This window comes from Caballeronia sp. LZ065 (assembly GCF_031450975.1).
In the GTDB taxonomy this organism is placed as follows: Bacteria; Pseudomonadota; Gammaproteobacteria; order Burkholderiales; family Burkholderiaceae; genus Caballeronia.
Genome location: NZ_JARUXV010000001.1, coordinates 249,009 through 272,945 on the forward strand (window position 1 = coordinate 249,009; position 23,937 = coordinate 272,945).

The 23,937-nt window shown below is 65.2% G+C and carries 23 protein-coding genes and 1 pseudogene; 15 read left to right on the plus strand and 9 right to left on the minus strand.

The window, feature by feature from the left end:
• Nucleotides 1-3: 3 nt before the first annotated feature.
• The 3 genes from QCE63_RS01175 to QCE63_RS01185 all read right to left on the minus strand — a co-directional run bounded on the left by QCE63_RS01175 (nucleotide 4) and on the right by QCE63_RS01185 (nucleotide 2,558).
• Nucleotides 4-723 (minus strand): DUF484 family protein, encoded by a 720-nt coding sequence (locus tag QCE63_RS01175; RefSeq protein WP_309829748.1) that lies wholly within the window; start codon nucleotides 721-723, stop codon nucleotides 4-6.
• Nucleotides 724-739: 16 nt separating this feature from the next.
• On the minus strand, nucleotides 740-1,612 hold the full coding sequence (gene dapF / locus QCE63_RS01180; protein ID WP_309829749.1) for a diaminopimelate epimerase: 873 nt from the start codon (nucleotides 1,610-1,612) through the stop codon (nucleotides 740-742).
• A gap of 61 nt (nucleotides 1,613-1,673) precedes the next feature.
• Nucleotides 1,674-2,558 carry a lipid A biosynthesis lauroyl acyltransferase gene (locus QCE63_RS01185; RefSeq protein WP_309829751.1) on the minus strand — a complete coding sequence of 295 codons (885 nt, stop codon included), beginning with the start codon at nucleotides 2,556-2,558 and terminating at the stop codon, nucleotides 1,674-1,676.
• Between the two features lie 276 nt (nucleotides 2,559-2,834).
• On the opposite strand from QCE63_RS01185, the gene metK reads away from it, so the two are divergent.
• Both metK and QCE63_RS01195 read left to right on the plus strand, forming a co-directional pair.
• The gene (gene metK, locus QCE63_RS01190; RefSeq protein WP_309829753.1) at nucleotides 2,835-4,022 is read left to right on the plus strand and encodes a methionine adenosyltransferase; all 1,188 of its coding nucleotides are present in this window, start codon (nucleotides 2,835-2,837) and stop codon (nucleotides 4,020-4,022) included.
• A 119-nt stretch (nucleotides 4,023-4,141) separates the two neighbouring features.
• Entirely contained in the window at nucleotides 4,142-5,230 is a 1,089-nt protein-coding gene (locus tag QCE63_RS01195; RefSeq protein WP_309829755.1) for an alkene reductase, read from the plus strand.
• On the opposite strand, the gene QCE63_RS01200 is transcribed toward QCE63_RS01195, so the two are convergent.
• Nucleotides 5,227-5,577, minus strand: a complete 351-nt coding sequence (locus QCE63_RS01200) for a hypothetical protein (RefSeq protein ID WP_309829757.1) — start codon at nucleotides 5,575-5,577, stop codon at nucleotides 5,227-5,229. The two genes, QCE63_RS01195 and QCE63_RS01200, sit on opposite strands and share 4 nt — an antisense overlap.
• Nucleotides 5,578-5,886: 309 nt before the next feature.
• On the opposite strand from QCE63_RS01200, the gene QCE63_RS01205 reads away from it, so the two are divergent.
• Entirely contained in the window at nucleotides 5,887-6,663 is a 777-nt protein-coding gene (locus QCE63_RS01205) for a phytanoyl-CoA dioxygenase family protein (protein ID WP_309829759.1), read from the plus strand.
• A gap of 15 nt (nucleotides 6,664-6,678) precedes the next feature.
• Here the strand turns inward: QCE63_RS01205 and QCE63_RS01210 are convergent, their stop codons facing one another.
• Complete coding sequence (locus QCE63_RS01210) at nucleotides 6,679-6,882, minus strand: DUF3185 family protein (RefSeq protein WP_309811085.1); 204 nt, start codon at nucleotides 6,880-6,882, stop codon at nucleotides 6,679-6,681.
• A 90-nt stretch (nucleotides 6,883-6,972) separates the two neighbouring features.
• Nucleotides 6,973-7,770 carry a mechanosensitive ion channel family protein gene (locus tag QCE63_RS01215; protein WP_309829761.1) on the minus strand — a complete coding sequence of 266 codons (798 nt, stop codon included), beginning with the start codon at nucleotides 7,768-7,770 and terminating at the stop codon, nucleotides 6,973-6,975.
• Between the two features lie 230 nt (nucleotides 7,771-8,000).
• Here QCE63_RS01215 and mgrA point away from each other — a divergent pair, with 230 nt between their 5' ends.
• From mgrA to QCE63_RS01275, 12 genes and pseudogenes are all read left to right on the plus strand, one after another.
• Entirely contained in the window at nucleotides 8,001-9,044 is a 1,044-nt protein-coding gene (gene mgrA, locus QCE63_RS01220) for an L-glyceraldehyde 3-phosphate reductase (RefSeq protein WP_309829763.1), read from the plus strand.
• A 486-nt stretch (nucleotides 9,045-9,530) separates the two neighbouring features.
• The gene (locus tag QCE63_RS01225; RefSeq protein ID WP_309829765.1) at nucleotides 9,531-10,301 is read left to right on the plus strand and encodes a ferredoxin--NADP reductase; all 771 of its coding nucleotides are present in this window, start codon (nucleotides 9,531-9,533) and stop codon (nucleotides 10,299-10,301) included.
• Nucleotides 10,302-10,642: 341 nt separating this feature from the next.
• Nucleotides 10,643-11,518, plus strand: coding sequence for a sensor histidine kinase (locus tag QCE63_RS01230; RefSeq protein WP_309829767.1), 876 nt, complete (start codon nucleotides 10,643-10,645; stop codon nucleotides 11,516-11,518).
• Between the two features lie 8 nt (nucleotides 11,519-11,526).
• Nucleotides 11,527-12,180, plus strand: a complete 654-nt coding sequence (gene rqpR / locus QCE63_RS01235; protein ID WP_309829770.1) for a response regulator transcription factor RqpR — start codon at nucleotides 11,527-11,529, stop codon at nucleotides 12,178-12,180.
• Nucleotides 12,181-12,325: 145 nt separating this feature from the next.
• A complete protein-coding gene (locus tag QCE63_RS01240; RefSeq protein ID WP_309829772.1) occupies nucleotides 12,326-13,819 on the plus strand; it encodes an amino acid permease in 1,494 nt (497 codons plus the stop codon).
• 215 nt (nucleotides 13,820-14,034) lie between these two features.
• On the plus strand, nucleotides 14,035-14,511 hold the full coding sequence (locus tag QCE63_RS01245) for a 2Fe-2S iron-sulfur cluster-binding protein (protein ID WP_309829773.1): 477 nt from the start codon (nucleotides 14,035-14,037) through the stop codon (nucleotides 14,509-14,511).
• 55 nt (nucleotides 14,512-14,566) lie between these two features.
• Entirely contained in the window at nucleotides 14,567-16,948 is a 2,382-nt protein-coding gene (locus QCE63_RS01250; RefSeq protein ID WP_309829774.1) for a xanthine dehydrogenase family protein molybdopterin-binding subunit, read from the plus strand.
• An 11-nt stretch (nucleotides 16,949-16,959) separates the two neighbouring features.
• The gene (locus QCE63_RS01255) at nucleotides 16,960-17,760 is read left to right on the plus strand and encodes a xanthine dehydrogenase family protein subunit M (protein WP_309829775.1); all 801 of its coding nucleotides are present in this window, start codon (nucleotides 16,960-16,962) and stop codon (nucleotides 17,758-17,760) included.
• A 5-nt stretch (nucleotides 17,761-17,765) separates the two neighbouring features.
• Nucleotides 17,766-18,659, plus strand: a complete 894-nt coding sequence (locus QCE63_RS01260) for a MoxR family ATPase (protein ID WP_309829776.1) — start codon at nucleotides 17,766-17,768, stop codon at nucleotides 18,657-18,659.
• A pseudogene (locus tag QCE63_RS01265) lies at nucleotides 18,656-19,854 on the plus strand (vWA domain-containing protein). The gene QCE63_RS01260 and the pseudogene QCE63_RS01265 overlap by 4 nt, the downstream one beginning before the upstream one ends.
• Entirely contained in the window at nucleotides 19,845-20,408 is a 564-nt protein-coding gene (locus tag QCE63_RS01270) for a carbon monoxide dehydrogenase subunit G (protein WP_309829779.1), read from the plus strand. Before QCE63_RS01265 ends, QCE63_RS01270 begins: the two are co-directional and overlap by 10 nt.
• On the plus strand, nucleotides 20,381-21,400 hold the full coding sequence (locus QCE63_RS01275) for an XdhC family protein (RefSeq protein WP_309829780.1): 1,020 nt from the start codon (nucleotides 20,381-20,383) through the stop codon (nucleotides 21,398-21,400). The genes QCE63_RS01270 and QCE63_RS01275 overlap by 28 nt, the downstream gene beginning before the upstream one ends.
• Nucleotides 21,401-21,435: 35 nt before the next feature.
• On the opposite strand, the gene QCE63_RS01280 is transcribed toward QCE63_RS01275, so the two are convergent.
• The 3 genes from QCE63_RS01280 to QCE63_RS01290 all read right to left on the minus strand — a co-directional run bounded on the left by QCE63_RS01280 (nucleotide 21,436) and on the right by QCE63_RS01290 (nucleotide 23,643).
• Nucleotides 21,436-22,164 (minus strand): PepSY-associated TM helix domain-containing protein, encoded by a 729-nt coding sequence (locus tag QCE63_RS01280; protein WP_309829781.1) that lies wholly within the window; start codon nucleotides 22,162-22,164, stop codon nucleotides 21,436-21,438.
• Nucleotides 22,165-22,335: 171 nt separating this feature from the next.
• On the minus strand, nucleotides 22,336-23,376 hold the full coding sequence (locus tag QCE63_RS01285) for a serine/threonine protein kinase (protein ID WP_309829784.1): 1,041 nt from the start codon (nucleotides 23,374-23,376) through the stop codon (nucleotides 22,336-22,338).
• Between the two features lie 54 nt (nucleotides 23,377-23,430).
• Nucleotides 23,431-23,643 (minus strand): hypothetical protein, encoded by a 213-nt coding sequence (locus tag QCE63_RS01290; protein WP_309811131.1) that lies wholly within the window; start codon nucleotides 23,641-23,643, stop codon nucleotides 23,431-23,433.
• Nucleotides 23,644-23,937: the final 294 nt, after the last annotated feature.

Sequence of the window (23,937 nt, forward strand, 5' to 3'; positions counted from 1 at the left end):
GGCTCAGTGCGGCAGCAGGCGGGACAGGGCCGCGCTCGCCAGCGCGCCAATCTGGATCAGGAAGTCGGTCGCCATGCCGTCGTGGAAGCGGCGCGGGTCGGGCGAACCCATCACCAGCAAGCCGATGCTCGGCGCGTCAGGACCGGCCTGCGGATCGCGCAGCGTGATCAGCGCGACCGATTCCACCTTGCGTTCGACGTCGGACGGACCGTCGCCGGGCGCGACCGTCGCCGAGGCCGAGTTCTCGACGCCGAGCCATTGCGCCGCCGCGAAGTCGGTGTTCGCGCCGCAGTAGGGCGCGGTGAGGCTGTTCGCGAAGATGCGCACTTCCTCGCCCACCTGGCGCGCGAAGTCCGCCTGCCGATACGCTTCGTCGATGTCCCACAGACGCAGCGCCGCATGCGGCACGTCGAAGACGTCGCACAGGCCCGCGCTGATGGTCTTGGGCAGGACGTACGGATCGCGCTGCGAGATCACGCGCACGGTCCAGCGGTTGAACTTGGTCGAGATGCTGTCGTTCTCGTGACCGTAGCGCAGCAGTTCGGCGAGGCGCCGTTCGAGCTGCTTGTTCTTGTCGCGGAGCATTTCCATCTGCCGCTCCTGCAGCGACACGGCGGCCTTGCCATGCGGATTCGAGAGGCGGATGCTGCCGAGCAGTTCCGCGTGCTCGACGAAGAAATCGGGATTGTCGAGCAGGTAGTCGGCGACTTCGCGTGGATTCATGATCGATAGGGTTGCGTTAGACGATGCGGTCGAGCTCAATTTCGCCTTCGAAGACCGTCGTGGCCGGGCCCGCCATGAACAGCGCGGCGGAGGCATCGCGCGCGCCGTCCCAGCTGATCGTGAGCGTGCCGCCGTGGGTCTCGACGCGCACCGGCGAGTCCAGCACGCCGCGGCGGATGCCCGCCGCAACGGCCGCGCAGGCGCCCGTGCCGCATGCGAGTGTTTCGCCCGCGCCGCGTTCGAAGACGCGCAGCTTGACGGAATGACGGTCGATGACCTGCATGAAGCCTGCGTTCACGCGCTTCGGAAAGCGCGCGTGTCGTTCGATCAGCGGGCCTTCTGCCAACACCGGATACGCCTCGACGTCCGCGACGATCTGCACCGCGTGCGGATTGCCCATCGAGACGGCGGAGATCCAGCGCGTCTCGCCGGCGACATCGAGCGGCCAGAGCGTGTCGTTGCCCTCGCGACGGCCGTCGAGCCCGTGCGCGTCGAACGGCACCTGCGGCGGATCGAACACGGGCGTGCTCATGTCGACGACGACTTCGCCGTTGTCCTGCATCGTCAGCGTGATGACGCCGTTTTGCACCTGCACGCGCACGCTCGACGCTTCCGTCAGCCGCTGCTCGCGCACGAACTTCACGAAGCAGCGGGCGCCGTTGCCGCAATGCTCGACTTCGCCGCCATCGCAATTGAAGATGCGGTATTTGAAATCCACGCCGTCGAGGGTCGGCTTCTCGACGAGCAGCAACTGGTCCGCGCCGATGCCGAAATGACGGTTGGCCAGCGCGCGCACCTGCGCGGCGCTCAGGTCAAGCGCCTGCGAGTAGCCGTCGAGCACGACGAAGTCATTGCCCGCGCCCTGCATCTTGGTGAATTTGAGTTTCATGGCCGCTATTGTATGTGAGCCGCCGCGCGGCGTTTTCTGCCGCGCCCGCTTCAGTGCCGCTTCAGTAGAAGCCGGGCTCGCCCGGCGGCCGCGTCTTGAAGCGCTTGTGCACCCAGTAGTATTGCTCGGGCATGTCGGGAATGTGCTCTTCGAGGAACGCGTTCATGCGCCGGGCATCGGCTTCGTCGTCGCCGGTCGGATAGTTGTCCCACGGCGCGAAGATCTTGAGCCGGTAGCCCTTGTAGTCGGGCAGCACTTCGCCGATGAACGGCACCACCTGCGCGCGCCCCGTCTTGGCGAGCCGGCCGACCGCCGTCAGCGTACACGTGGGAATGCCGAAGAACGGCACGAACGCCGAGTTGCGCATGCCATAGTCCATGTCCGCGCCGAGCATCACGGGCTTGCGGTCGCGCAGCCAGCGCAGCACGACGCGCGCGCTGTCGGCGCGGCTTGCCATGTCGGCGCCGAAGCGGCCGCGCTGCTGCTTCGCCATCTCCTCGACCCGCGGGTTCGAGAACGGCTGGTAGAGCGAGCCGCATTGACGGTGCAGCGAGTAGTTGAGGAAGATCGAGCCCGCCTCGATACCGACGAAATGCAGTCCGAGAAACAGCGTGGGCGGCAGGTCGGGATCGCTGAGGTCCACGGCGCTGTCCACCTGGATCAGCTTTTCGAGCTTCTTCGCCGAGCCAAACCATTGCACGCTGCGCTCGACATAACTTCGGATCGCGTGGCGGAAATGCTTCTGCGCGATGTCCTCGCGCTTCTCGTCGGACCACTCGGGAAAGCACAGTTTCAGGTTGGTGTGGACGATGCGTTTGCGGCGGCTCGGGATCTGATAGAGCAGCCAGCCGAGTCCGTCGCCGAAACGCGCCGTGATGCCGTATGGAATGACCGCGAGGAACTTGAGAAAGCCAATCGCAAGGGCGACCCCGATGCGCCCTAGCATGAGGTGCTCCAGCGAACATACGGGTGGCCGCGAGGTACAGAAAATTGATGCGGGGCGATTGGCGTCAAGCGGTCGACTCTGAAAAAATAAGGGAAACCGGTATAATAAAACCTTCGCCGAGTTAATGGACAACTTGCGGGGCGAAGCGGGTCGGGGACTTCAAGCGGTATGGAAGACTCAGACCTGGTAAGGATATCCGCTAAAGCGTCGCCGCTTCAGACTCCAAACGAAGTCGGCTACGTGAACACCAACCGTACTCAAACTGGAGTCTGAAGCGTGTCGAACGACTATCTCTTTACATCCGAATCTGTTTCCGAAGGCCACCCGGACAAGGTCGCCGATCAAATCTCCGACGCCATCCTCGACGCCATCCTGGCTCAGGACAAGTATTCGCGCGTCGCGGCGGAAACCCTCTGCAATACCGGTCTCGTCGTGCTCGCCGGTGAAATCACCACCACGGCCAACGTCGACTACATCCAGGTCGCGCGCGAAACCATCAAGCGCATCGGCTACGACAACACGGATTACGGCATCGACTATCGCGGTTGCGCGGTGCTCGTCGCTTACGACAAGCAGTCGCCCGATATCGCGCAAGGCGTGAACAAGGCGCACGACGACAACCTCGATCAAGGCGCCGGCGACCAGGGCCTGATGTTCGGCTACGCATGCGACGAAACGCCCGAACTCATGCCGCTGCCCATCCATCTTTCGCACCGTCTGGTCGAGCGTCAGGCAAACCTGCGCCGTGACGGCCGCCTGCCCTGGCTGCGTCCGGATGCGAAGTCGCAAGTCACTGTGCGCTACGTGGACGGCAAGCCGCATTCCATCGACACCGTGGTGCTGTCCACCCAGCACGCACCGGACATCGACCTGCGGCAACTGCGCGAGGCCGTGATCGAAGAGGTCATCAAGCCGACGCTGCCGAAGGAACTCATCAAGGGCGACATCAAGTTCCTGGTGAACCCCACCGGGCGTTTCGTGATCGGCGGTCCGCAAGGCGATTGCGGTCTGACGGGCCGCAAGATCATCGTCGATACCTACGGCGGCGCGGCTCCGCACGGCGGCGGCGCGTTCTCGGGCAAGGATCCGTCGAAGGTGGACCGCTCGGCCGCGTATGCGGGCCGTTATGTCGCGAAGAACATCGTCGCGGCGGGCCTTGCGTCGCGCGCGCTGATCCAGGTGTCCTATGCGATCGGCGTGGCGCGTCCGACCTCGATCATGGTCAACACGTTCGGCACGGGCCGGATCTCGGACGCCGAGATCACGAAGCTCGTGCAGGAACACTTCGATCTGCGTCCGAAGGGCATCATCCAGATGCTCGACCTGCTGCGTCCGATCTACGAAAAGACCGCTGCCTACGGCCACTTCGGTCGCGAAGAACCCGAGTTCTCGTGGGAAGCCGCCGACAAGGCGCTGGTGCTGGCCGAAGCCGCCGGCACCGAGCCGGTCGCGAGCGTCGCGTAACCCGCTTCGCCGCACCGTCGTACACGTCGCAAGGAAACCGGCAGGCAGCGCGCCTGCCGGTTTTTTGCGCACGTTTCTTGCACCTCAATGCGCGGATCATCGGATCTTCCGGAGCCGCCATGTCGCATGAAACGCTCTTCTCGCCACTTGGCATCGGCCGTCTCGAACTGCCGAATCGCATCGTCATGGGGCCGTTCGCGCGGCATCGCGCAGCGCAGCCCGGCGACGTTCCCTTTGAAATGAATGCCCGTTATTACACGCAGCGCGCGAGCGCCGGCCTGATCGTCACGGAGCCCGCGCAGATTTCACCTGCGGGACGCGGCGGCTTCGCCACGCCCGGCATGTATTCGGATGCGCAGGAAGCGGGATGGAAAAGCGTCGCGGGCGCGGTGCATGCCCGGCATGGACGCATCGCGCTGCAACTGGCGCACGCCGGGCGTCTGTCTCATCGCCGCTTGCAGGAAGACGGCGCGCCGCCCGTCGCGCCCTCGGCGATCCGTGCGCGCGACGCGAAAATCTTCATGCGCGAGGACGACGGCGCGTTCGCATTCATCGACGCCGACGACCCTCGCCCGCTGGAAACGAACGAGATTGCGAGCGTCGTGCTGCAGTACGTCGATGCCGCGCATCGCGCCGATCGCGCGGGCTTCGACCTGCTCGACATCGATGCGTCGGACGGTGCGCTGCTGCATCAGTTCCTCGCGACCGGCACGAACCGGCGCAGCGACGCATACGGCGGCAGCGTCGAGCGGCGGGCGCGGCTCATCGTGGACGTGCTGGAGGCGGTGTCGGGCGTGCTCGGTGCGGACCGCATCGGCTTGCGGCTGTCGCCGCTTTTCAACGGCGCGGATATCGAGGATGCCGAAGCACGAGAATCGGCGGCGTACCTGGCGCATGCGCTTGAACGGATCGGCATCGCGTATCTGCAGCTTGCCGATTTCGACGACGCCTTGCTTCGCAGCGTGCGCGATGCGTACGGCGGCGCGATCATCGCGGCCGGCGACTGGCGCATCGACGAAGCGAACGCGCTGATCGAACGCGGCGCAGCCGATGCCGTGGCATTCGGCCGCGCCTTTGTCGCGAATCCGGATCTGGCGGAACGGGTGAAGGAGAATGCGCCGCTGGTCGAGGCCGATTCTGCGACCCTTCGAGGCGGCGGCGAGGCGGGCTATACCGACTATTTGGCGCTGAACGAAAAGAACGCCTAGCGCGCGGCGAATGCGTACCAGCCGGCGCTGCTCGTCGAGAGGCGGCGCGGACGGCGGCTCGTCAAGGCCGCCGGCTTCGGTTTGGGCGTGGGCGCGCGCAGCGACACCGGGCGTCGCAGCAAGGCGCGCAGCGACACGCGGCGCGACGCCGCGCGTACCCGAAGATTGAAGAAGAGTCCGCGGAACCAGGAGCGGATGCCATCGACCGGATGAACCTGCTTCAACTGCTCGGCGAGCAGGCGGGTGCGGGTGGAATGATGGCGCAGCGCGCGGATCATGCCGCGGCGGGCAGGACGCGCCGCGCGCGATGCTGCACGGGAAAGGCCTAGGGTGATTCGGGATTTCATGTCGGCGGGAGGTCGGTTCGCTGGAAGGCAAACCCGACGGTAGTCGTCTCAAAAATAACGTTCAAGCCTTCGATCCAACTCGACTCATCAAGTTGCACCGAATCGATGCGGCCAATTTACAGAAGCTTCATGACCCGGGTAAGTCCGCGTTTTCCCTGCATTTTTCTGAAGTGTTCGCTGACAAGAATCAGGTAAAGCGCGGCCACGCGGGCCTTGGCGCCACGACGGAATTACAATTGAAGAATTCGAACCCATTCCGGATATAGCGTCATTGGCATGAGTGATCTAGCCAAGGCACGTGGAACTGAAATGTCTGATCAAAACTGGCTGAAATCCAAAAAAGAGCAGGTGCGTGAACTGCGCGAAACCGGCTTCGTCATCGTCAAGGGACTCGTGCCCAATGAACGCCGCGAAGCCATGCGCGATGTGGCGCGCCGGCAGCTCGTGGACGCTGCGGCGCCCGCCGAGTTCGAAGCGGACCTCAAGTATCCCGGCGCGCCGGATTCGAAGGAAGCGCCCGGCGGGCACACGGTGCGCCGTCTGCTGGACGCCTACGCGCGACATCCGCTGTTTGCGGAGTTCGCGACATCGCCCGAAGTGCGCGGCTGGATGGAACTGTATTTCGGGGAAACGCCGTATCTTTCGCGCGCGCATCACAACTGCATGATGACCAAGCATCCGGCGTACGGCAGCCTGACCGGATGGCATCGGGACGTGCGCTACTGGGCGTTCGAACGGGACGACCTGGTGTCGGCGTGGGTGGCGATCGGTCGCGAGACGGTGGATAACGGCGGGCTGTGGTTCGTGCCGGGATCGCACAAGCTGCCGTTCACGTCGGACCGTTTCGACGATGCCAAGTTCTTCCGCTCGGATGTCCCCGAAAACGCCGCGCTGATTCGCACGGCGGTATCGCCCGAACTCGAACCGGGCGACGTCGTGTTCTTCCACTGCAATACGCTGCATTCGGCCGGCAAAAACCTGACCGACCAGGTGAAGTTCTCGCTCGTGTACACCTATCGCGGGGCGAGCAACGCGCCGTTGCCCGGCACGCGTTCGGCATCAAAGCCGGAGGTGGCGCTCGCCTGAGCGGGCGGGGCGGGTTCAGCGCCGCGAAGGAATCGCCAGCCCGATCAGCCCGGCCAGGCAGGCAACGACGCCGCCCGCGATCAGCCAGATGGTCTTGTTCGTGGGCGAGCCCGTGAAGAAGCGCGCGACGTCGTTGGACAGCGAATGGAACGACTGGCCGCCGAAGTAAAGCAACACAATGCCGCCGACAAGCAGCGCAACGGAAATCGCTCGGGTCATGGTCTGGTCTCGTGACTGAAAGGCGCGTCAGATTAATCGGTTCGCAAGCCCTCGTCCACCCGACTGCTACTCACCGGCGAGCGGATCGATTCAGGCGGCCCGCGCTTCCTCGCGCGTCAGCGGCTGGATCTTGCGCAACAGATCGGCCATTACGCCGGCGTGGTCGCTGCGGCTCGTCCACGCGCCGAGGTTGTACTTGACGCCGGTATCGGTGTAATCCGTCACCGCGATCCACGGCGCAGACGGTCCCTCCTGCACGATGCGCGCGTCCTCGCCGACCAGCCGGCGCAATTCGCCGAGCACGTGGTCCACCTTCAGCCCGTGCTGCGCCTGGAAGTTGATGACGACGCGCCGGCGATCGTTCGCGCTGTAGTTGGTGATCGCGTTCGCCCAGATCAGGCTGTTCGGCACATACATGACGATGCCGTCGGCTTTCGTCAGACGCGTGGTGAACAGTCCGATTTCGTTGACCGTGCCCGCCGTGGTGCCGACGCCTTCGATGTAATCGCCGACCCGGAACGGCCGCAGCAGCAACAGCATCAGCCCCGCCGCGATGTTCTGCAGCGTGCCCTGCAAGGCCAGCCCGATCGCCAAACCCGCAGCGCCGAGCACCGTGAGAATGCTGGCCGCCGCGATGCCGAACTTGCCGAGCGCCGCGACGATGGCGACCACGCGAATCGCCCATAGCGCGATGCTGGCGAGCACCGGCGTGAGCGTCGCGTCGACGCTGGTGCGGGCCAGCGCGCGGCGCAGCGCATTGGCGACGACATTGGAGATCCACCATCCGGCCAGCAGGATCAACAGCGCCAGCACAATGTCGACACCGTAGGTCACGGCGATGGCGGTGAAGGAATCGTAGGCGGGGCGCAGTCTGTCGATTGAATCCATGGGGAAGCTCCGGAAAACGGGATGAGCATTGGTCCGGCTGGGCCGGCGAACGTTCACTGCGCTTGCAGCGTTTGAGGAAAGAAAGGGTGGTGCCAAATAGCGGGACGGCGAAAAGGACGCTGCACGCCCGCAGTTGATCGGCTTACCATGAACGCCCTTGGCAGGGCACGTGCCCACGCTGTCATGCCGGCCACAGAACCGTTCAACACGCAAACCGCAGAGGAATCGCCATGGCTTACCACGCATCATCCGAGCGTTATACGCAAATGCAGTACCGCACCTGCGGCAAAAGCGGTTTGAAGCTGCCGGCGCTTTCGCTGGGCCTGTGGCATAACTTCGGCGATACGACGCCCATTTCCACCCAGCGCGAAATCCTGCGCACCGCGTTCGATCTGGGCGTCACGCATTTCGATCTCGCCAACAACTACGGCCCGCCCTACGGCAGCGCCGAAACCAACTTCGGACGCCTCTTCAAGGACGATTTCCGGCCGTACCGGGACGAACTGCTGATTTCGTCGAAGGCCGGATGGGACATGTGGCCGGGACCGTACGGCCAGGGCGGCGGCTCGCGCAAGTACGTGCTCGCGAGCCTGGACCAGAGCCTGAAGCGCATGGGCTTGGATTACGTCGACATCTTCTACTCGCATCGTTTCGACGCCGACACGCCGCTCGAGGAAACCGCCGGCGCGCTCGCCACGGCGGTGCATTCCGGCAAGGCGCTGTACGTGGGGATTTCGTCGTATTCGGCAACGAAAACGCGTGAAATGGCGAAGCTGCTCGCCGAACACAAGGTGCCGCTGCTGATCCATCAGCCGTCCTACAACATGCTGAACCGCTGGATCGAGAAGGAACTGCTCGACACGCTCGACGACATCGGCGCCGGCAGTATTGCGTTCACGCCGCTCGCGCAGGGGCTGCTGACGAACAAGTATCTGAACGGCGTGCCGCAGGACGCGCGTGTCAACAAGCCGGGCGGAGGGTCGCTCAAGCAGGAGCATCTGAGCGAGGCCAATCTCGCGCATGTGCGCAAGCTCGACGAACTGGCGCAGAAGCGCGGCCAGAGTCTTGCGCAGATGGCGCTGGCGTGGGCGCTGCGCGGTTCACGGGTGACGTCGGTGCTGATCGGCGCGAGCCGCGCGGAGCAGGTCGCGGAGAATGTCGCCGCGCTGAAGAACCTGGAGTTCACCGCGGAAGAACTCGCCGAAATCGATCGGCATGCGCAGGAAGGCGGCATCAATCTGTGGGAGAAGCCGTCCACCGACCAGCGCATCTGATCCGCGCAAACGCGTCCAAGCCTTTCTGCGGAAAGGGGTTTTCCAGTCGGCGACGGTTCCGTTGCTATCATGCGGGCTCGGCGGCTTCCGGCGATTCGATCATTGCCGGGAAGCCCGCTGAAGCCCGCCGCCCGCCAGCCACACGCCAGCCAGCGATAACCGTCCAGCGCGCGCTTCGGCCCGCTTTGGTCCGGCGTGCATGTCCGAGCCGCAGCGGCGTCCCGCGCGGCCCCGGACGACGCGGATTCGCTATCGGGTTAAAATACGCGACTCCGCCGCACTGTCGCGCTGCATGGGTTGTAGCCTGAGTCGTACCGAAGCGCCTGGGTCGTACCGATCCGCGGCCGCCACCACTCGAAGGTCCTTTCGCGCAGCGCAGCGCCTTCGTCGTGCGCGCGTTTGCAGCGCGGTCCCGGCGTGGCGATGGTTGCCGCAAGCCGGCCGCGATCGTCGGAGCGCCACCGTTTTCGCACAGTTCAAGAAGCCATGAGCAACCTTAATTCTCAAACCGTCCTGAGCGTCCATCACTGGACCGACACGCTGTTCAGTTTCACCTGCACCCGCGACAGCTCGTTCCGCTTCGAGAACGGCCAGTTCACGATGGTGGGTCTCGAAGTCGAAGGCAAGCCGCTGCTGCGCGCCTACAGCCTCGCGAGCGCCAACTACGAAGACCATCTCGAATTCCTGAGCATCAAGGTGCCGGACGGTCCGCTGACCTCGCGCCTGCAGCACTTGAAGGTGGGTGATTCCGTGCTGATCGGCAAGAAGCCGACGGGCACGCTCATGGCCGACAACCTGCTGCCCGGCAAGACGCTGTGGCTGCTGTCGACCGGCACGGGGCTCGCGCCGTTCATGTCCATCATCAAGGACCCGGACGTGTACGACCGCTACGAGAAGATCGTGCTCACGCACACTTGCCGTTTCGTCGATGAACTCGCGTACAAGGACTTCATCACCGAGCATTTGCCGGCGCATGAGCATATTGGCGAGATCGTGTCGGAGAAGCTGGTCTACTACCCGACTGTCACGCGCGAGGAATTCGCCAACCGCGGCCGTATCACGGATCTGATCGAAACGAAAAAGCTGTTTGCGGATCTGGCGGTGGAGCCGTTCTCCGTCGAGAACGACCGCGTCATGCTGTGCGGCAGCCCGCACATGCTCCGCGACACCCGCGAACTGCTCGACAGCCTCGGTTTCAAGGAAGGCAGCAACAACCATCCTGGCCACTATGTCGTCGAAAAGGCGTTCGTCGGCTGATCACCGCGCTGCATTCGTTCACTAAAAACCGGAGCCTCGCGCTCCGGTTTTTTTTCGCCTCGACTACCTGCGCAGTTACAAATTAGCCGCTGGTTGCCACGCGCAGTAGGTGTTTTTCCTACGCATTGTGTGCGCCGAACTTGGCAAACGACATGAAGTTCTCCGTTCCAGCCCTTGTCGGACATGGATTTATCATATTTTTGAGATATGATCCGTTTACGCCAGAGAGGGCGCGCGCGCCGCGCGCTCCGTCTTCGATGTTACAGAGTGTAAATTCAGTTACGCCGCTCGCGGGTCTACCGAGGGCGTAGCTCCAGTTGCGCTCAAAGCGAGGAATGTGAATGAACCCGCCGGCCATGATCTCGCTCGACGAGAGTCCGATTCGCCGCGCCTCGTTGCGCGGGGTGTCGTCACCGCCGCCGGAATGTCCCGGCGCGTCGTTTAGCCTTCCGTCTTCGTCTCCCTGGTCCGCGCTGATCGATGCCAAGCTCAAAGGCGACCGGCAGATTCAGCGTCTGACCGCGCGCGTGCAGGAACTGGCCGCGCTGCTCGCCGCCACCGAAGAACGCGCGCGCCAGGCGCTTGCCCAGGATCTCCACGACGAAACCGGCGCCGCGCTCACCGTTGCCAATCTGGCGCTCGCACGCGCCGGACACTGGCTTCCCGCCGACGCGCCCGCCGCGCTCGACGACGCGCTGCATCAGGCGCGCGCCGCGCTGGCGGAGGTCTGCGAAACGAGCCATCGCATTGTCGAGGGCTTGCACGCGCCGACCTTCGCAGCCGGTCTCGGCGCCGAACTGTTCAATTGGATCGACAGCTTTCGCGCCCGCACGACGCTCTCCGTGACGTTCGCCTGCGCGAAAGACGCGCATCTCGACCATTTGTCCGACGACATGTCGCTCGCGCTGTTTCGCGTGGCGCAGGAAGCGCTCGGCAACGTCGCGCGCCACGCCGGCGCGACGCATGCGAACGTCACCCTCGACGCCGACAGCGACGCCGTCACGCTGACCGTCGAGGACGACGGCATCGGCATCAGCGCAGCCGCGCGCCGCAAGAGCGGCCGCTTCGGCCTGTCCGGCATGCGTGCGCGCTGCGAGTCGCTGTGCGGCAGCCTGCGCGTCGTGGCCGCAAAACCGGCGGGAACCGTCGTGCGCGCGCGTCTGCCATGGGCCGCGGCGCGGCCGGCGCTGTTCGCGATCGGCGTCGTCAGCGCCTGAGGCCGCCGATGCTCAAGGTCCTGCTCGCTGACGATCACGCCATCGTGCGCCGCGGCGTCGCGCAATTGCTGGTGGAACGCGGTGTCGCCGCCGAAGTGTCGGAGGCCGAAACCGGCATGCAGGCGCTCGCGCTGGTCGCGCGCCACGCGTTCGATGTCGCGATGCTCGACATCTCGCTGCCCGACGTCAACGGTATCGACCTGCTGAAGCGCATCAAGCGCGACGTGCCGCGCTTGCCGGTGCTGATGTTCTCGATGTACCGCGAGGATCAGTACGCGGTGCGGGCGCTGAAGGCGGGCGCGGCGGGCTATCTGTCGAAGACGGCCGATCCCGCGCTGATGCTCGGCGCGATTCGCCAGGTAGCGGCGGGCCGGAAATACGTGAGCCCGGAGATGGCCGAAGCGCTCGCCACTTACGTTTCGCTCGATACCGAACGGCTGCCGCATGAAAAGCTGTCGGACCGCGAGTTCCAGACGCTGTGCATGCTGGCCTCCGGCAAGCGCCTGACGGATATCGCGAACGCGTTATCGCTTTCGGTTAAAACGGTGAGTGTTTATCGCGCGCGGTTGTTGGAGAAGATGAAGCTCGCCAACAACGCGGAGCTGACCTTCTACGTCATGAGCAACCGTCTCGTCGACATGAATCCGGGAATCGCCGGCTGAGAATTTATCTTTAACAAGATAAAGTCGTGAAAATTCGCCGCGACACGCGCGATCTGCCCCATATCCGGGCACTCTCTGAGTCTCCGATAAGATGCCGGGTTTTCCCGCAGCAGGGCGCCCGCGCGCCAGAAGGAGATTCATCGCAATGTCGTTGTTCCGCAGGAAGAATGTCGAGCACATGCTGGCCGGCGCGTCTGGCACGTCTGGCACGTCTGGCACGTCCGGCACGTCCGGCACGTCCGGCACGTCGCTCAAGAAAACGCTCGGCGCCCTCGATCTGACCTTTCTCGGCATCGGGGCGATCATCGGCACCGGGATTTTCGTGCTGACCGGCACCGGCGCCGTGCAAGCAGGCCCGGCCCTGATGGTCTCGTTCATCGTCGCGGCCGTCGCCTGCGGTTTCGCGGCGCTGGCCTACGCCGAATTCTCATCGACGATTCCCGTCGCCGGTTCCATCTACACCTATTCCTACGCGACACTCGGGGAACTGGCCGCTTGGATCATCGGTTGGGATCTGATGCTCGAGTACGGGCTCGCGTCGTCGGCCGTGTCCGTGGGCTGGTCCGGCTATCTGCAATCGCTGCTGTCCGGCTTCGGCGTCGCCTTGCCCACTGTCCTGACCGCCGCGCCCGGCGCGCTGCCCGGCCAGATCACCTGGTTCAACCTGCCCGCATTCCTGGTGATGATGGCCATCACCACGCTGCTCTCGGTCGGCATCAAGGAATCCACCCGCGTCAACAACCTCATGGTCGCGATCAAGGTGACGGTCGTGTTGCTGGTGATCGCCGTGGGCGTGTTCCACGTCAAGCCCGTGAACTGGCATCCGTTCATGCCGCACGGCTGGTCCGGCGTGTTCGGCGCGGCCGCCGTGATGTTCTTCGCGTTCATCGGCTTCGACGCGGTGTCGTCGGCGGCGGAGGAAGTCAAGAATCCGAAGCGCGACCTGCCCATCGGCATCATCTCGTCGCTGGTCGTGTGCGCCGTGCTGTACGTCGCGGTCGCGGGTGTCGTGACGGGCATCGTGCCGTCGGCGCAGTTCGCGAACAATCCGCATCCGGTGTCGTTCGCGCTGCAGGTGGCGGGGCAGAACTGGGTGGCGGGCTTCATCGATCTCGGCGCGGTGCTCGGCATGCTCACCGTGATTCTTGTGATGAGCTACGGCCAGACCCGCATCATCTACGCGATGTCGCGCGACGGTCTCCTGCCTGCGCGCCTGTCGAAGGTGCATCCGCGATTCTCGACGCCTTTCTTCACCACCTGGCTCGTCGGCATCGTCTTCGGCTTGATTGGCGCGCTCGTGCCGCTCAACGTGCTGGCGGAGCTGATCAATATCGGCACGCTGGCTGCGTTCTCGCTGATGTCCGTCGCGGTGCTGATCCTGCGCCGCACCCATCCCGACCTGCCGCGGGCGTTCCGCTGCCCGGGCGTGCCGGTGGTGCCGGTGCTCGCCGTGGCCTCGTGCCTCTTCCTCATGGCCAACCTCCAGGCGACCACGTGGATTGCCTTCCTCGTGTGGCTGGTGGCCGGGCTGGCGATCTATTTCGCCTATTCGCGCCGTCACGCGCTGCTGGGCCGCGTGCCGCCGGAAGCACCGGACGCCTCTGCCCGTGTGAGAGAGCGCGAAACCGCAACGCATTGAACGCGTTGCGCATCCTTCTGAACGCCGCCCGCCAGGCGGCGTTTTGCGTTGCGGCTCGCCGATTCAAACGTGCGTTCGCGCGGATGGCGACGCCCGTCGATTTGTGTTTTACTCGATGCCACAAACACAACACCCAACCCAGCTGAACGCTCACGGCGGCAGTAAGGCAGGTGCAACGGCGTGAAGCTGGTCCGTCCTCACATGGAGACAGTGAAATGGCGCTCAGCATCAGCCTGACGGTCAACGGCAAGCCCGTGACCGCCACCGTCGAACCGCATCTTCTGCTGGTCCAGTTTCTCCGCGATCAACTCCGCCTCACCGGCACCCACATTGGCTGCGACACCGCCCAGTGCGGCGCATGCACCGTGCACCTCGAAGGCCGCGCGGTGAAGTCGTGCAACATGCTCGCGGTGCAGGCGGACGGCATGGACGTGACGACCATCGAAGGCATGGCGCAAGACGGCCAGCTCCATCCGATGCAGGCGGCCTTCAAGGCCTGTCACGGCTTGCAGTGCGGCTTCTGCACGCCGGGCATGGTGATGAGTGCGAGCGCACTGGCCGCGCAGTCCACCGACCTGTCCGAGGAAGAAGTCCGAGAGCAGCTCGACGGCAATCTGTGCCGCTGTACGGGCTATCACAACATCGTCAAAGCGGTTCTCCAAGGCGCGCAGGACATGAAAGCGGGCGCCTGATCCCGGCTCCGATCCCCCTCCGAAACGATGAATCGCGCCTGAACAGGAGACCGCGATGAATGCCCCTGAGCAACAGAAACTGATCGGCGCCGGCGTCAAGCGCAAGGAAGACTATCGCTTCCTGACCGGCGCGGGCCAGTACACGGACGACGTGGTCCTCCCGCAGCAAAGCCATGGCGTGTTCTTGCGCTCGCCGCATGCGCACGCGCGGATCACGCGCATCGATATCGAGGCGGCGAAGGCGTCGCCGGGCGTGATCGGCATCTTCACGGGCCGGGATCTGGCGGGCGAAAACGTCGGCGGCCTGCCGTGCGGCTGGCTGATCCACAGCACCGATGGCTCGCCGATGCACGAACCGCCGCACCCGGTCATCGCGCACGACAAGGTGCTGCACGTGGGCGATCAGGTGGCGCTGGTGATCGCGGAATCAGTGAAGGAGGCGAAGGACGCGCTCGAACTGATCGAGGTGGATTACGACGAGTTGCCCGCCACCGTCGATACCGGAAGCGCGTCCGACGCCGGCCAGCCGCTGGTCCACGACAGCGTGCCGAACAACATCTGCTACAACTGGGGCCACGGCGACAAGGCCCGGACCGACGCCGCCTTCGCCCAGGCCGCGCACGTGACGACGCTCGATATCGTCAACCAGCGACTCGTGCCGAATGCCATCGAACCGCGCGCCGTCAACGCGAGCTACTCGAAGCACGACGAGAGCTACACGGTCTACGTCGCGAATCAAAACCCGCACGTGGAACGCCTGCTGATGGCGGCGTTCGTGCTGCAACTGCCGGAGTCGAAACTGCGCGTGATCGCGCCGGACGTGGGCGGCGGCTTCGGCTCGAAGATCTTCCTGTATGCGGAAGATGTCGCGCTGACGTGGGCCTCCCGGAAAGTCGGACGGCCGGTGAAGTGGACGGCGGAACGTTCGGAAGCCTTCCTCTCCGACGCGCACGGCCGCGACCACGTGACGAAGGCGGAACTCGCCATCGACGGTGACGGCAAGTTCATCGGCATGCGCGTGCATACGACGGCGAACATGGGCGCGTATCTGTCGACCTTCGCCTCGTCGATCCCGACCGTGCTTTATGCGACGCTGCTCGCCGGCCAATACACGACGCCCGCCATCTACGCCGAAGTGAAAGCAGTGTTCACGAACACGGTGCCGGTGGATGCGTATCGCGGCGCGGGCCGGCCGGAAGCCACGTATGTGGTCGAGCGGCTGGTGGAAACGGCGGCGCGCGAGCTGAACATCGACCCCGTGGAACTGCGGCGCCGCAACTTCATCCGCGAGTTTCCGTATGCGACGCCGGTCGGCCTGACCTACGACATCGGCGATTACGACGCCTGTCTCGATCGCGCGCTCGAACTCGCCGACGTAAAGGGCTTCGCGGCGCGGCGCGAAGAATCGAAGCGCAATGGCAGGCTGCGCGGCATCGGCTACTCGTGCTACATCGAGGCGTGCGGACTGGCGCCGTCCAACGTGGCGGGCGCACTCGGCGCGCGCGCGGGCCTTTTCGAAGCAGGCGAAGTGCGCGTGCATCCGACCGGCTCGGTCACCGTCTTCACCGGCTCGCACAGTCACGGCCAGGGCCATGAAACGACCTTCGCGCAAGTGGTCGCGGACCGGCTCGGCATTGCGATTGAAAACGTCGAAGTCATTCACGGCGATACCGGGCGCATTCCCTTCGGCATGGGCACCTACGGCTCGCGGTCGATCTCGGTCGGTGGCTCGGCGATCATGAAGGCGCTCGACAAGGTCGAGTCGAAGGCGAAGAAGATCGCCGCGCATTTGCTAGAAGCGGCGGTGGAGGACATCGAGTTCCAGAACGGCGTGTTCCGGGTGGCGGGCACAGACCGCACCAAGAGCTTCGTCGATGTCTCGCTGGCTGCCTACGTGCCGCACAACTTTCCGCTCGACCAAATGGAGCCGGGTCTCAACGAGAACGCGTTCTACGATCCGACCAACTTCACCTATCCGTCCGGCGCCTACGTGTGCGAAGTGGAAGTGGACCAGGACACGGGCGAGACGCGCATCCAGAAGTTCACGGCCGTCGACGACTTCGGCAACGTGATCAATCCGATGATCGTCGAAGGTCAGGTACACGGCGGGCTGGGGCAGGGCATTGGGCAGGCGATGCTCGAACGCTGCGTGTACGACGACAGCACCGGCCAGTTGCTGTCCGGCTCGTTCATGGACTATGCGATGCCGCATGCCATCGATCTGCCGAATTTCACCGTGGAGACGGCGAAGGGCACGCCGTGCACGCACAATCCGCTCGGCGTGAAGGGCTGCGGCGAAGCGGGGGCGATCGGTTCGCCGCCCGCTGTCATCAACGCGATTCTCGATGCGCTCGCGCCGCTTGGCGTGAAGGACCTGCAGATGCCCGCGACGCCGCACCGCGTCTGGACCGCGATGCACAACGCCCAAACCGCCTAAGGAGATCGGCCATGTACTCATTCGATTATCAGCGGCCGGGCGAAGCGCAGGCAGCCGTCGCGGCGCTTTCCGCGAACGACGAGGCCAAGTTCCTCGCCGGCGGCCAGAGCCTGCTGCCGACCATGCGCCTGCGTCTCGCGCAGCCGTCGGCGTTGATCGACGTGACGCGCATCGCGTCGATGAAAGCGGTCACGCTGAATGGCGGCACGCTCACCATCGGCGGCGCCGTGAGCCATGCCGGGGTGGCGGCGAACCCGGACGTGCAGCAGGCATTGCCGGGCCTCGCGGATCTCGCGGGCCGGATCGGCGACCGCCAGGTGCGCGAGCGCGGGACCATCGGCGGCTCGCTCGCCAATGACGATCCCGCCGCGTGCTATCCGTCCGCCGTGCTCGCGCTGAACGCGACCGTCGTGACAGACCGCCGGCGCATCGCCGCCGACGACTTTTTCATCGACATGTATCAGACCGCGCTCGAACCGGATGAACTCATCACCGCAGTCGAGTTTCCACTGGCGGAGCGCGCGGCGTATGAGAAGTTTCGCAATCCCGCGTCGCACTTCGCGTTGGTCGGCGTGTTCGTCGCGAAGTTCAAGGACGGCGTGCGCATCGGCGTGACGGGCGCGGCGCCTTCGGTGTTCCGGCACGCCGAACTGGAGGCGGCGTTGTCGAAGGACTTTTCGGTGGCGTCGGCGCGCGGCGTGACGATTGCGCCCGATCAGCTCAACGCCGACATGCACGCCAGCGCCGCATACCGCGCGCACCTGATACCGGTGCTCGCGGGGCGTGCGGTCGAACGCGCGCTGTCTTTCTAGCGGCGATGCAGGACGACCCCGCTTCCATCGACGAGACGCTCGCGCGCCTGCGCGAGCAGCAGTACTTCGCGAACCGCGAACTCGCGACGGCGCTCTTTCTCGCGCTGAAGCTGCAGCGCCCGCTGTTTCTCGAAGGCGAGCCGGGCGTCGGCAAGACCGAGCTCGCGAAGGCGGCCGCCGGCGTGTGCGGCACGACGCTGCTGCGGCTGCAATGCTACGAAGGACTCGATACCGCGAGCGCGCTGTACGAATGGGACTATCCGCGGCAGATCATGGCGCTGCGGCTGGCGGAAGCGGCGGGCGAGACGCCGTCGAACGATTCGCTGTATCGCGGCGAATTCCTGCTCAAGCGTCCGCTGCTGCAGGCCTTGCTGCCCGATGCCGCGCATCCGGACGCGCGCCGTGTGTTGCTGATCGATGAAATCGACCGCGCCGATGAACCGTTCGAGGCCTTTCTGCTGGAACTGTTGTCGGACTTCCAGGTGTCGATACCCGAGTACGGCACGGTGCGCGCCGCGCGGCCGCCGCTCGTCGTGATGACGTCGAACCGCACGCGCGAAGTGCACGACGCGTTGAAGCGCCGCTGCCTGTATCAGTGGATCGGCTATCCGGCGCGCGACGTGGAACTGGCGATCGTCGCGGCGCGCGCGCCCGAAGCGGGGCAGGCCTTGCAAGAGCGCGCCGTTGCGTTCGTCCACGCGCTACGCTCGCTGGACCTGTTCAAGGCGCCGGGCGTGGCGGAGACGATCGACTGGTGCCGTGCGCTGGCGGCGTTGTCGGTGTCGGAGCTCGATCCGCAATCGGTACAGGACACGTTGGGCGTGCTGCTCAAGTACCAGGACGATCTCGCGCGCATGGACGCCGATACGCTCGCGCGCTGTCTCGCGGCGGCGCCATGACGCTGGGGCCATTCGCACGCAATGTCGTGCATTTCGTGAGGCTGCTGCGTGGCGCGGGGCTCGGCATGTCGCCTGCGCAGGCCGTCGATGCACTCGACGCGCTGCGTTACGTGGATCTCGGCCGGCGCGATGATGTCCGCGCGACGCTCGCCTGTCTGCTGGTGCATGCGAGCGACGAGCGCGAGATTTTCGACGCGGCCTTCGATCTGTTCTGGCGCGATCCCGACTGGGAAGGCAAGCTGCGCGCGCTGTTGTTGCCGAAGGTGACGAACGGCATGCCGCCTCCCAAGCGCAACAACCGTCTGGCCGATGCGCTGGCGGCGCGCGCCGCGTCAGTGCAGACCCCGCAGCCGCCGGCTCCGGACGCGCAACCGGAGCAGGCGCACGCGCGCATCACGTTCAGTGCGCAAGAACGTTTGAGTCACCGCGACTTCGACACGCTCAGCGCCGACGAATGGCGCACGCTGCGGCATCAGATTCGCGCGCACCGTATTCCGCTCGCGACCGAGCCGACGCGCCGGCTCAAGGCCGCGTCGCGCGGCACGCATGCCGACCTCAAAGCGAGCGCGCGTCATGCCGTCCGTTCGGGCGGCGACTGGACCGTGTGGAAGTATCGCGCGGCCGTGGAGCGCCGCCCGCCGCTGGTGCTGCTGCTCGACATTTCAGGTTCGATGAGCGCCTATTCGCGCGCGGTGCTGTATTTCTGCCACGCGCTCGTGCAGTCGCGTGAACGGTTGCAAGTGTTCCTGTTCGGCACGCGCCTGACTCACGCCACGCGCGCGCTGCGCGAACGCGATCCCGATATCGCCATCGCCGCACTCGGACAGAGCGTGGCGGACTGGTCGGGCGGTACGCGCATCGGCGCGGCGCTCGCGGAGTTCAACCGGCGCTGGGCGCGCCGCGTGCTGGCGGGACGCGCGACGGTCCTGCTCGTGACCGATGGCCTGGATCATGAAGCCATCGACGTGCTCGATGCCGAGATGCACCGGCTCAGGCGTTTCGCCCACCGGCTCGTGTGGCTCAATCCGTTGCTGCGCTACGCCGCATTCACGCCGCGCGCGCGGGGTGCGCGCGCCATCCTGCCGCACGCGATGCGATGCTCGCGGCGCATAACCTCGACAGTCTCGCGGCCGTCGGACGCGAACTCGCCACTTTGTCGCAACATCCGCCCTCCGGAGGCCCGCGATGGAACTGACCGAAACGCACACCTTGCCCGTCACGCAGGAACGCGCGTGGGAAGCGCTCAACGACGCGTCGATCCTGAAAGCCTGCATTCCGGGCTGCGACAGCATCGAAGCCGAGGGCGAAAACGCCTATGCCGTTGCGATGACGGCGGCGGTCGGTCCGGTGAAGGCGCGTTTCAAGGGCAGAATGGAGCTGACGAACATCGACGCGCCCCGCACCTATACGATCGTGTTCGAAGGGCAGGGCGGCGCGGCGGGTTTCAGCAAGGGCAGTGCGACCGTGCATCTCGAACCCGGCGACGATGCCGATTCAACGAAGCTCAGCTATACCGCCAACGCGCAGGTGGGCGGCAAGCTGGCGCAGATCGGCTCGCGTCTCGTCGACGGCGCGGCCCGCAAGATTGCGGCAGAATTTTTCAAGCGCTTTGGCGCGCAGCTTCAGGGCGATCAGGCGCCGCAGGATGCCGCAGCCGAAGGCAACGGCGACGCGCCGGATGCGCCCGAAGAACAGGACGTGCAGCAAAAGGGAAAGAAATCATGGACAGCGTGGATCTCGAAGTCCTGAAGAACAGCGCGCGATGGCTCGAAGAAGGCCATCGTGCACTGCTCGTCACGGTCGTCAAAACATGGGGCTCGTCGCCACGCCCCGAAGGCGCAATGCTCGCCGTGCGCGGCGATGGACACGTGGTCGGATCGGTATCCGGCGGGTGTATCGAGGATGATCTGATCGAGCGGGTGCGCCAGCGGGGCATCGAGCAGACCGTGCCCGAGGCCGTGAAATACGGCATCAGCGCTGAGGAGGCGCATCGCTTCGGCTTGCCGTGCGGCGGCATCATCCAGCTCGTGCTCGAGCCGCTCACGCGCGCGAGCGGCATCGCAGAGCTATGTGCGGCGGTGGAAAGCGGCAGGCTGGTGGCGCGCAAGCTCGATATGGCGACCGGCGCCGTGCGCCTGGAACCGGCCCAGGCCACCGACGGCGTGCTCTTCGACGACCAGCAACTGCTGACCATTCACGGCCCGCGCTACCGGATGCTGGTGATCGGCGCGGGGCAGTTGTCGCGCTATCTGTGCAGCATCGCAGTCGGGCTGGATTATCAGGTGACGGTGTGCGACCCGCGCGAAGAATACACGGAAGAGTGGGACGTGCCGGGCACGACGATCGTCCGCACCATGCCCGACGACACCGTCATGGAGATGCAGCTCGACGAACGCTGTGCGGTGATCGCGCTGACGCACGATCCAAAGCTCGACGACCTTGCGCTGATGGAAGCGCTGAAGACGCCGGCATTCTATGTCGGCGCGCTGGGTTCGCGGCGCAACAACGCGGCGCGGCGCGAACGCCTCAAGGAGTTCGATCTCAGCGAAGCCGAGCTGGCCCGGCTGCATGGGCCGGTGGGCATCTATATCGGCAGCAGGACGCCGCCGGAGATCGCGGTTTCGATACTGGCCGAAGTCACCGCCGCCAAGAACGGCGTCTCGCTGCCGGAGTTGCTGCAGGTGGAAGGCGCGAAGGCGGCGCGTGAAGTGGCGGGGAAAGGGGAAGTGTGCGGCGTGTGAGCGGTTGATCGCGCCGATGCGCGATCAACCGGTGATCAAATCAACCCGCAGACCACCGCCGCAATCAGCGAAGCCGCCACGATCACCGCGCCTGCCGTGCGCTTCTTGTTGAGCTCGGTCCACAACAGCACGCCCGTCAGCGACAGCAGCACGATGCTGCCCGCAAAGGTATCGATGAGCAGCACCCAGCCCACGCTCAGGCCCACGCCCTTGTGCAGGTTGGTCATCATCGCGAGGAAGGTGTTGTCGGTGCGCTTCACCGAAACGAAGTTGTTGCCCACCCAGTATTCGGCCATCACGTTGCCGCCCGGCGAAGCCACCATCACCGACCATTGTTCCGGCTGCATCGTGCTCTTGTCGCCCCAGCCCACGGGATGCGACGGTTCGCGGCGCGTGCGCCCGAGATTGCCGTCGAGTTTCAGTTCGCGCTTGAGCCAGGTGCCCATGTCGCGCGGCGTCTTGAAGCCTTCCGCCGGCAACGGCATTTGCAACTGCGACACCTGCGGCTCGCCCGTCGAGATGCGCAGCGGCGGCGCGCGATGGTTCAGCAGAAAGCCCGTCACACCGAACAGCAGCCCGAGCAACGCGCCCCACAGACCGATCCAGCCATGCACCTTGCGCAGCCATTTGAGGAAGGTCGAGCGGCGCGAGCGGTTCTTGCGCACGAATTGCTCGGCATCGTCGATCAGACGGCCATGCGGACGATAATGGGCCGGGCCGCTCGCTGCAGGCGGCTGCGGATTGAGGGTGTTAGGCGCGTTCAAGCGTCTCTCCAGGAATTCGAAGTGGGATGCACACCCCCGCCCCGATCGCAAACGCGTGCAAACACGGCGATCGAACGGAGACGGGAAGATGAGAATCGTTATCGTTACACGCGCTAAAAGGCTTTGCAATCTTTTGTGATTGCTTAAGGCGCCTGCGTGTCACGAAAGATTTCAGACCGGCCAGAGCGGCCCTTCCTGCATGGCGCCGATTTGCTCCCGCAATTCGAGGATGCGCTCCTCCCAATAGCGCTGCGTGTTGAACCAGGGAAACGCGGCAGGGAAGGCCGGATCGTTCCAGCGGCGCGCGAGCCACGCGGAATAGTGGATCAGCCGCAGCGTGCGCAGGGCTTCGATCAGATGCAATTCGCGCGGATTGAACTCGCAGAAATCCTCGTAGCCCGCGAGCAGGTCCGTCAGCGCACGCGAGGCATCCGCGCGGCCCGCCGGCAGCAGCAGCCACAAGTCCTGGATGGCCGGGCCCATGCGGCTGTCGTCGAAATCGACGAAGTGCGGGCCGCCGTCGGTCCAGAGCACATTGCTCGGATGACAGTCGCCATGCAGGCGTAGATGCTGCACGTCGCCCGCGCGCTCGAAACAGTGTGCGACGCCTTCGAGCGCCATCGCGACGACCGTTTCCCATGCTTCGCGCACGTCGGCGGGAATGAAGCCGTGTTCGAGCAGGTAGTCGCGCGGTTCGTAGCCGAAGGTGGCGATGTCGAGCGTCGGGCGCTCGCGATACGGCTCGATCGCGCCCACCGCGTGGATCCGCCCGATGAAGCGCCCGAGCCATTCGAGTGTGTCGCTGCGATCGAGATCGGGCGCGCGTCCGCCGCGGCGTTCGAACACGGAGAAGCGGAAGCCGCCGAACGTGTGCAGCGTGGCGCCTTCGAGCGCGCGCGCGGGCACGGCCGGAATTTCGCGTGCGGCGAGGCTCGCGACGAACGCATGCTCTTCCAGGATTGCGCCGTCCGACCAGCGCTCCGGCCGATAAAACTTCGCGACGACCGGCGCGCCGTCCTCGACACCCACCTGGTAGACGCGGTTCTCGTAGCTGTTCAGGGGCAGCAGGCGGCCGTCGGTGCGCGTGCCTGCGGGAAGCAGGACGCTGTCGAGTGCATCGAGCACACGCTCGGGCGTGAGGCCGGCGAAGGGAGGCGCGTCGCCATCACGGGGAACGGGCGCGCCGTGGGAGTCGGGATCGATTGAGTTCATCCCGGCATTGTGCCGCGCCGGCGCGCGGATGGCATCGGCGGTTTTCAGTGAGCGTCAGTGAACGACGGTGTTCGCGGGCCGCACGATGTCGCCGGTGTCGATCAGGTCTTCGAGAAAGAACGGCTCCGTGTTGAGCAGCTGGGTGACGCCGGGCTCGCCTGCGTACCAGGCGACCATGGCCATGTCGCCGAGAATGCGCATGACGATACCGCGCGCGCCCTGAGGCACGGCAATATGCACTGAGCGGACAATCGAACCGATTTGCATGATGAATCCCCGTTTCAACGCCGGCTGAGGATGACGCGCCGGTCAAAAATATCGCAACAAACACAGGCCAGCGAGGGCCCGTGCACCAGACTTTCGCCTCGTCAGCCTTGGCGCGTGGGGCTTCGGCGCGCGGCGTTCATGAACGATTGTGCGCTTACTTTAGCGCATCGCGGCGCGCCGACGCGACGCCAATTGCCGTCTTATGTTGTCGAGCGCAGACGATTGGAAGTAATTGCGCGCTGATCGTCAATTATTAGCTGCCGCAGATTAGGCAAAACCCTCGTCGCAGCGTAT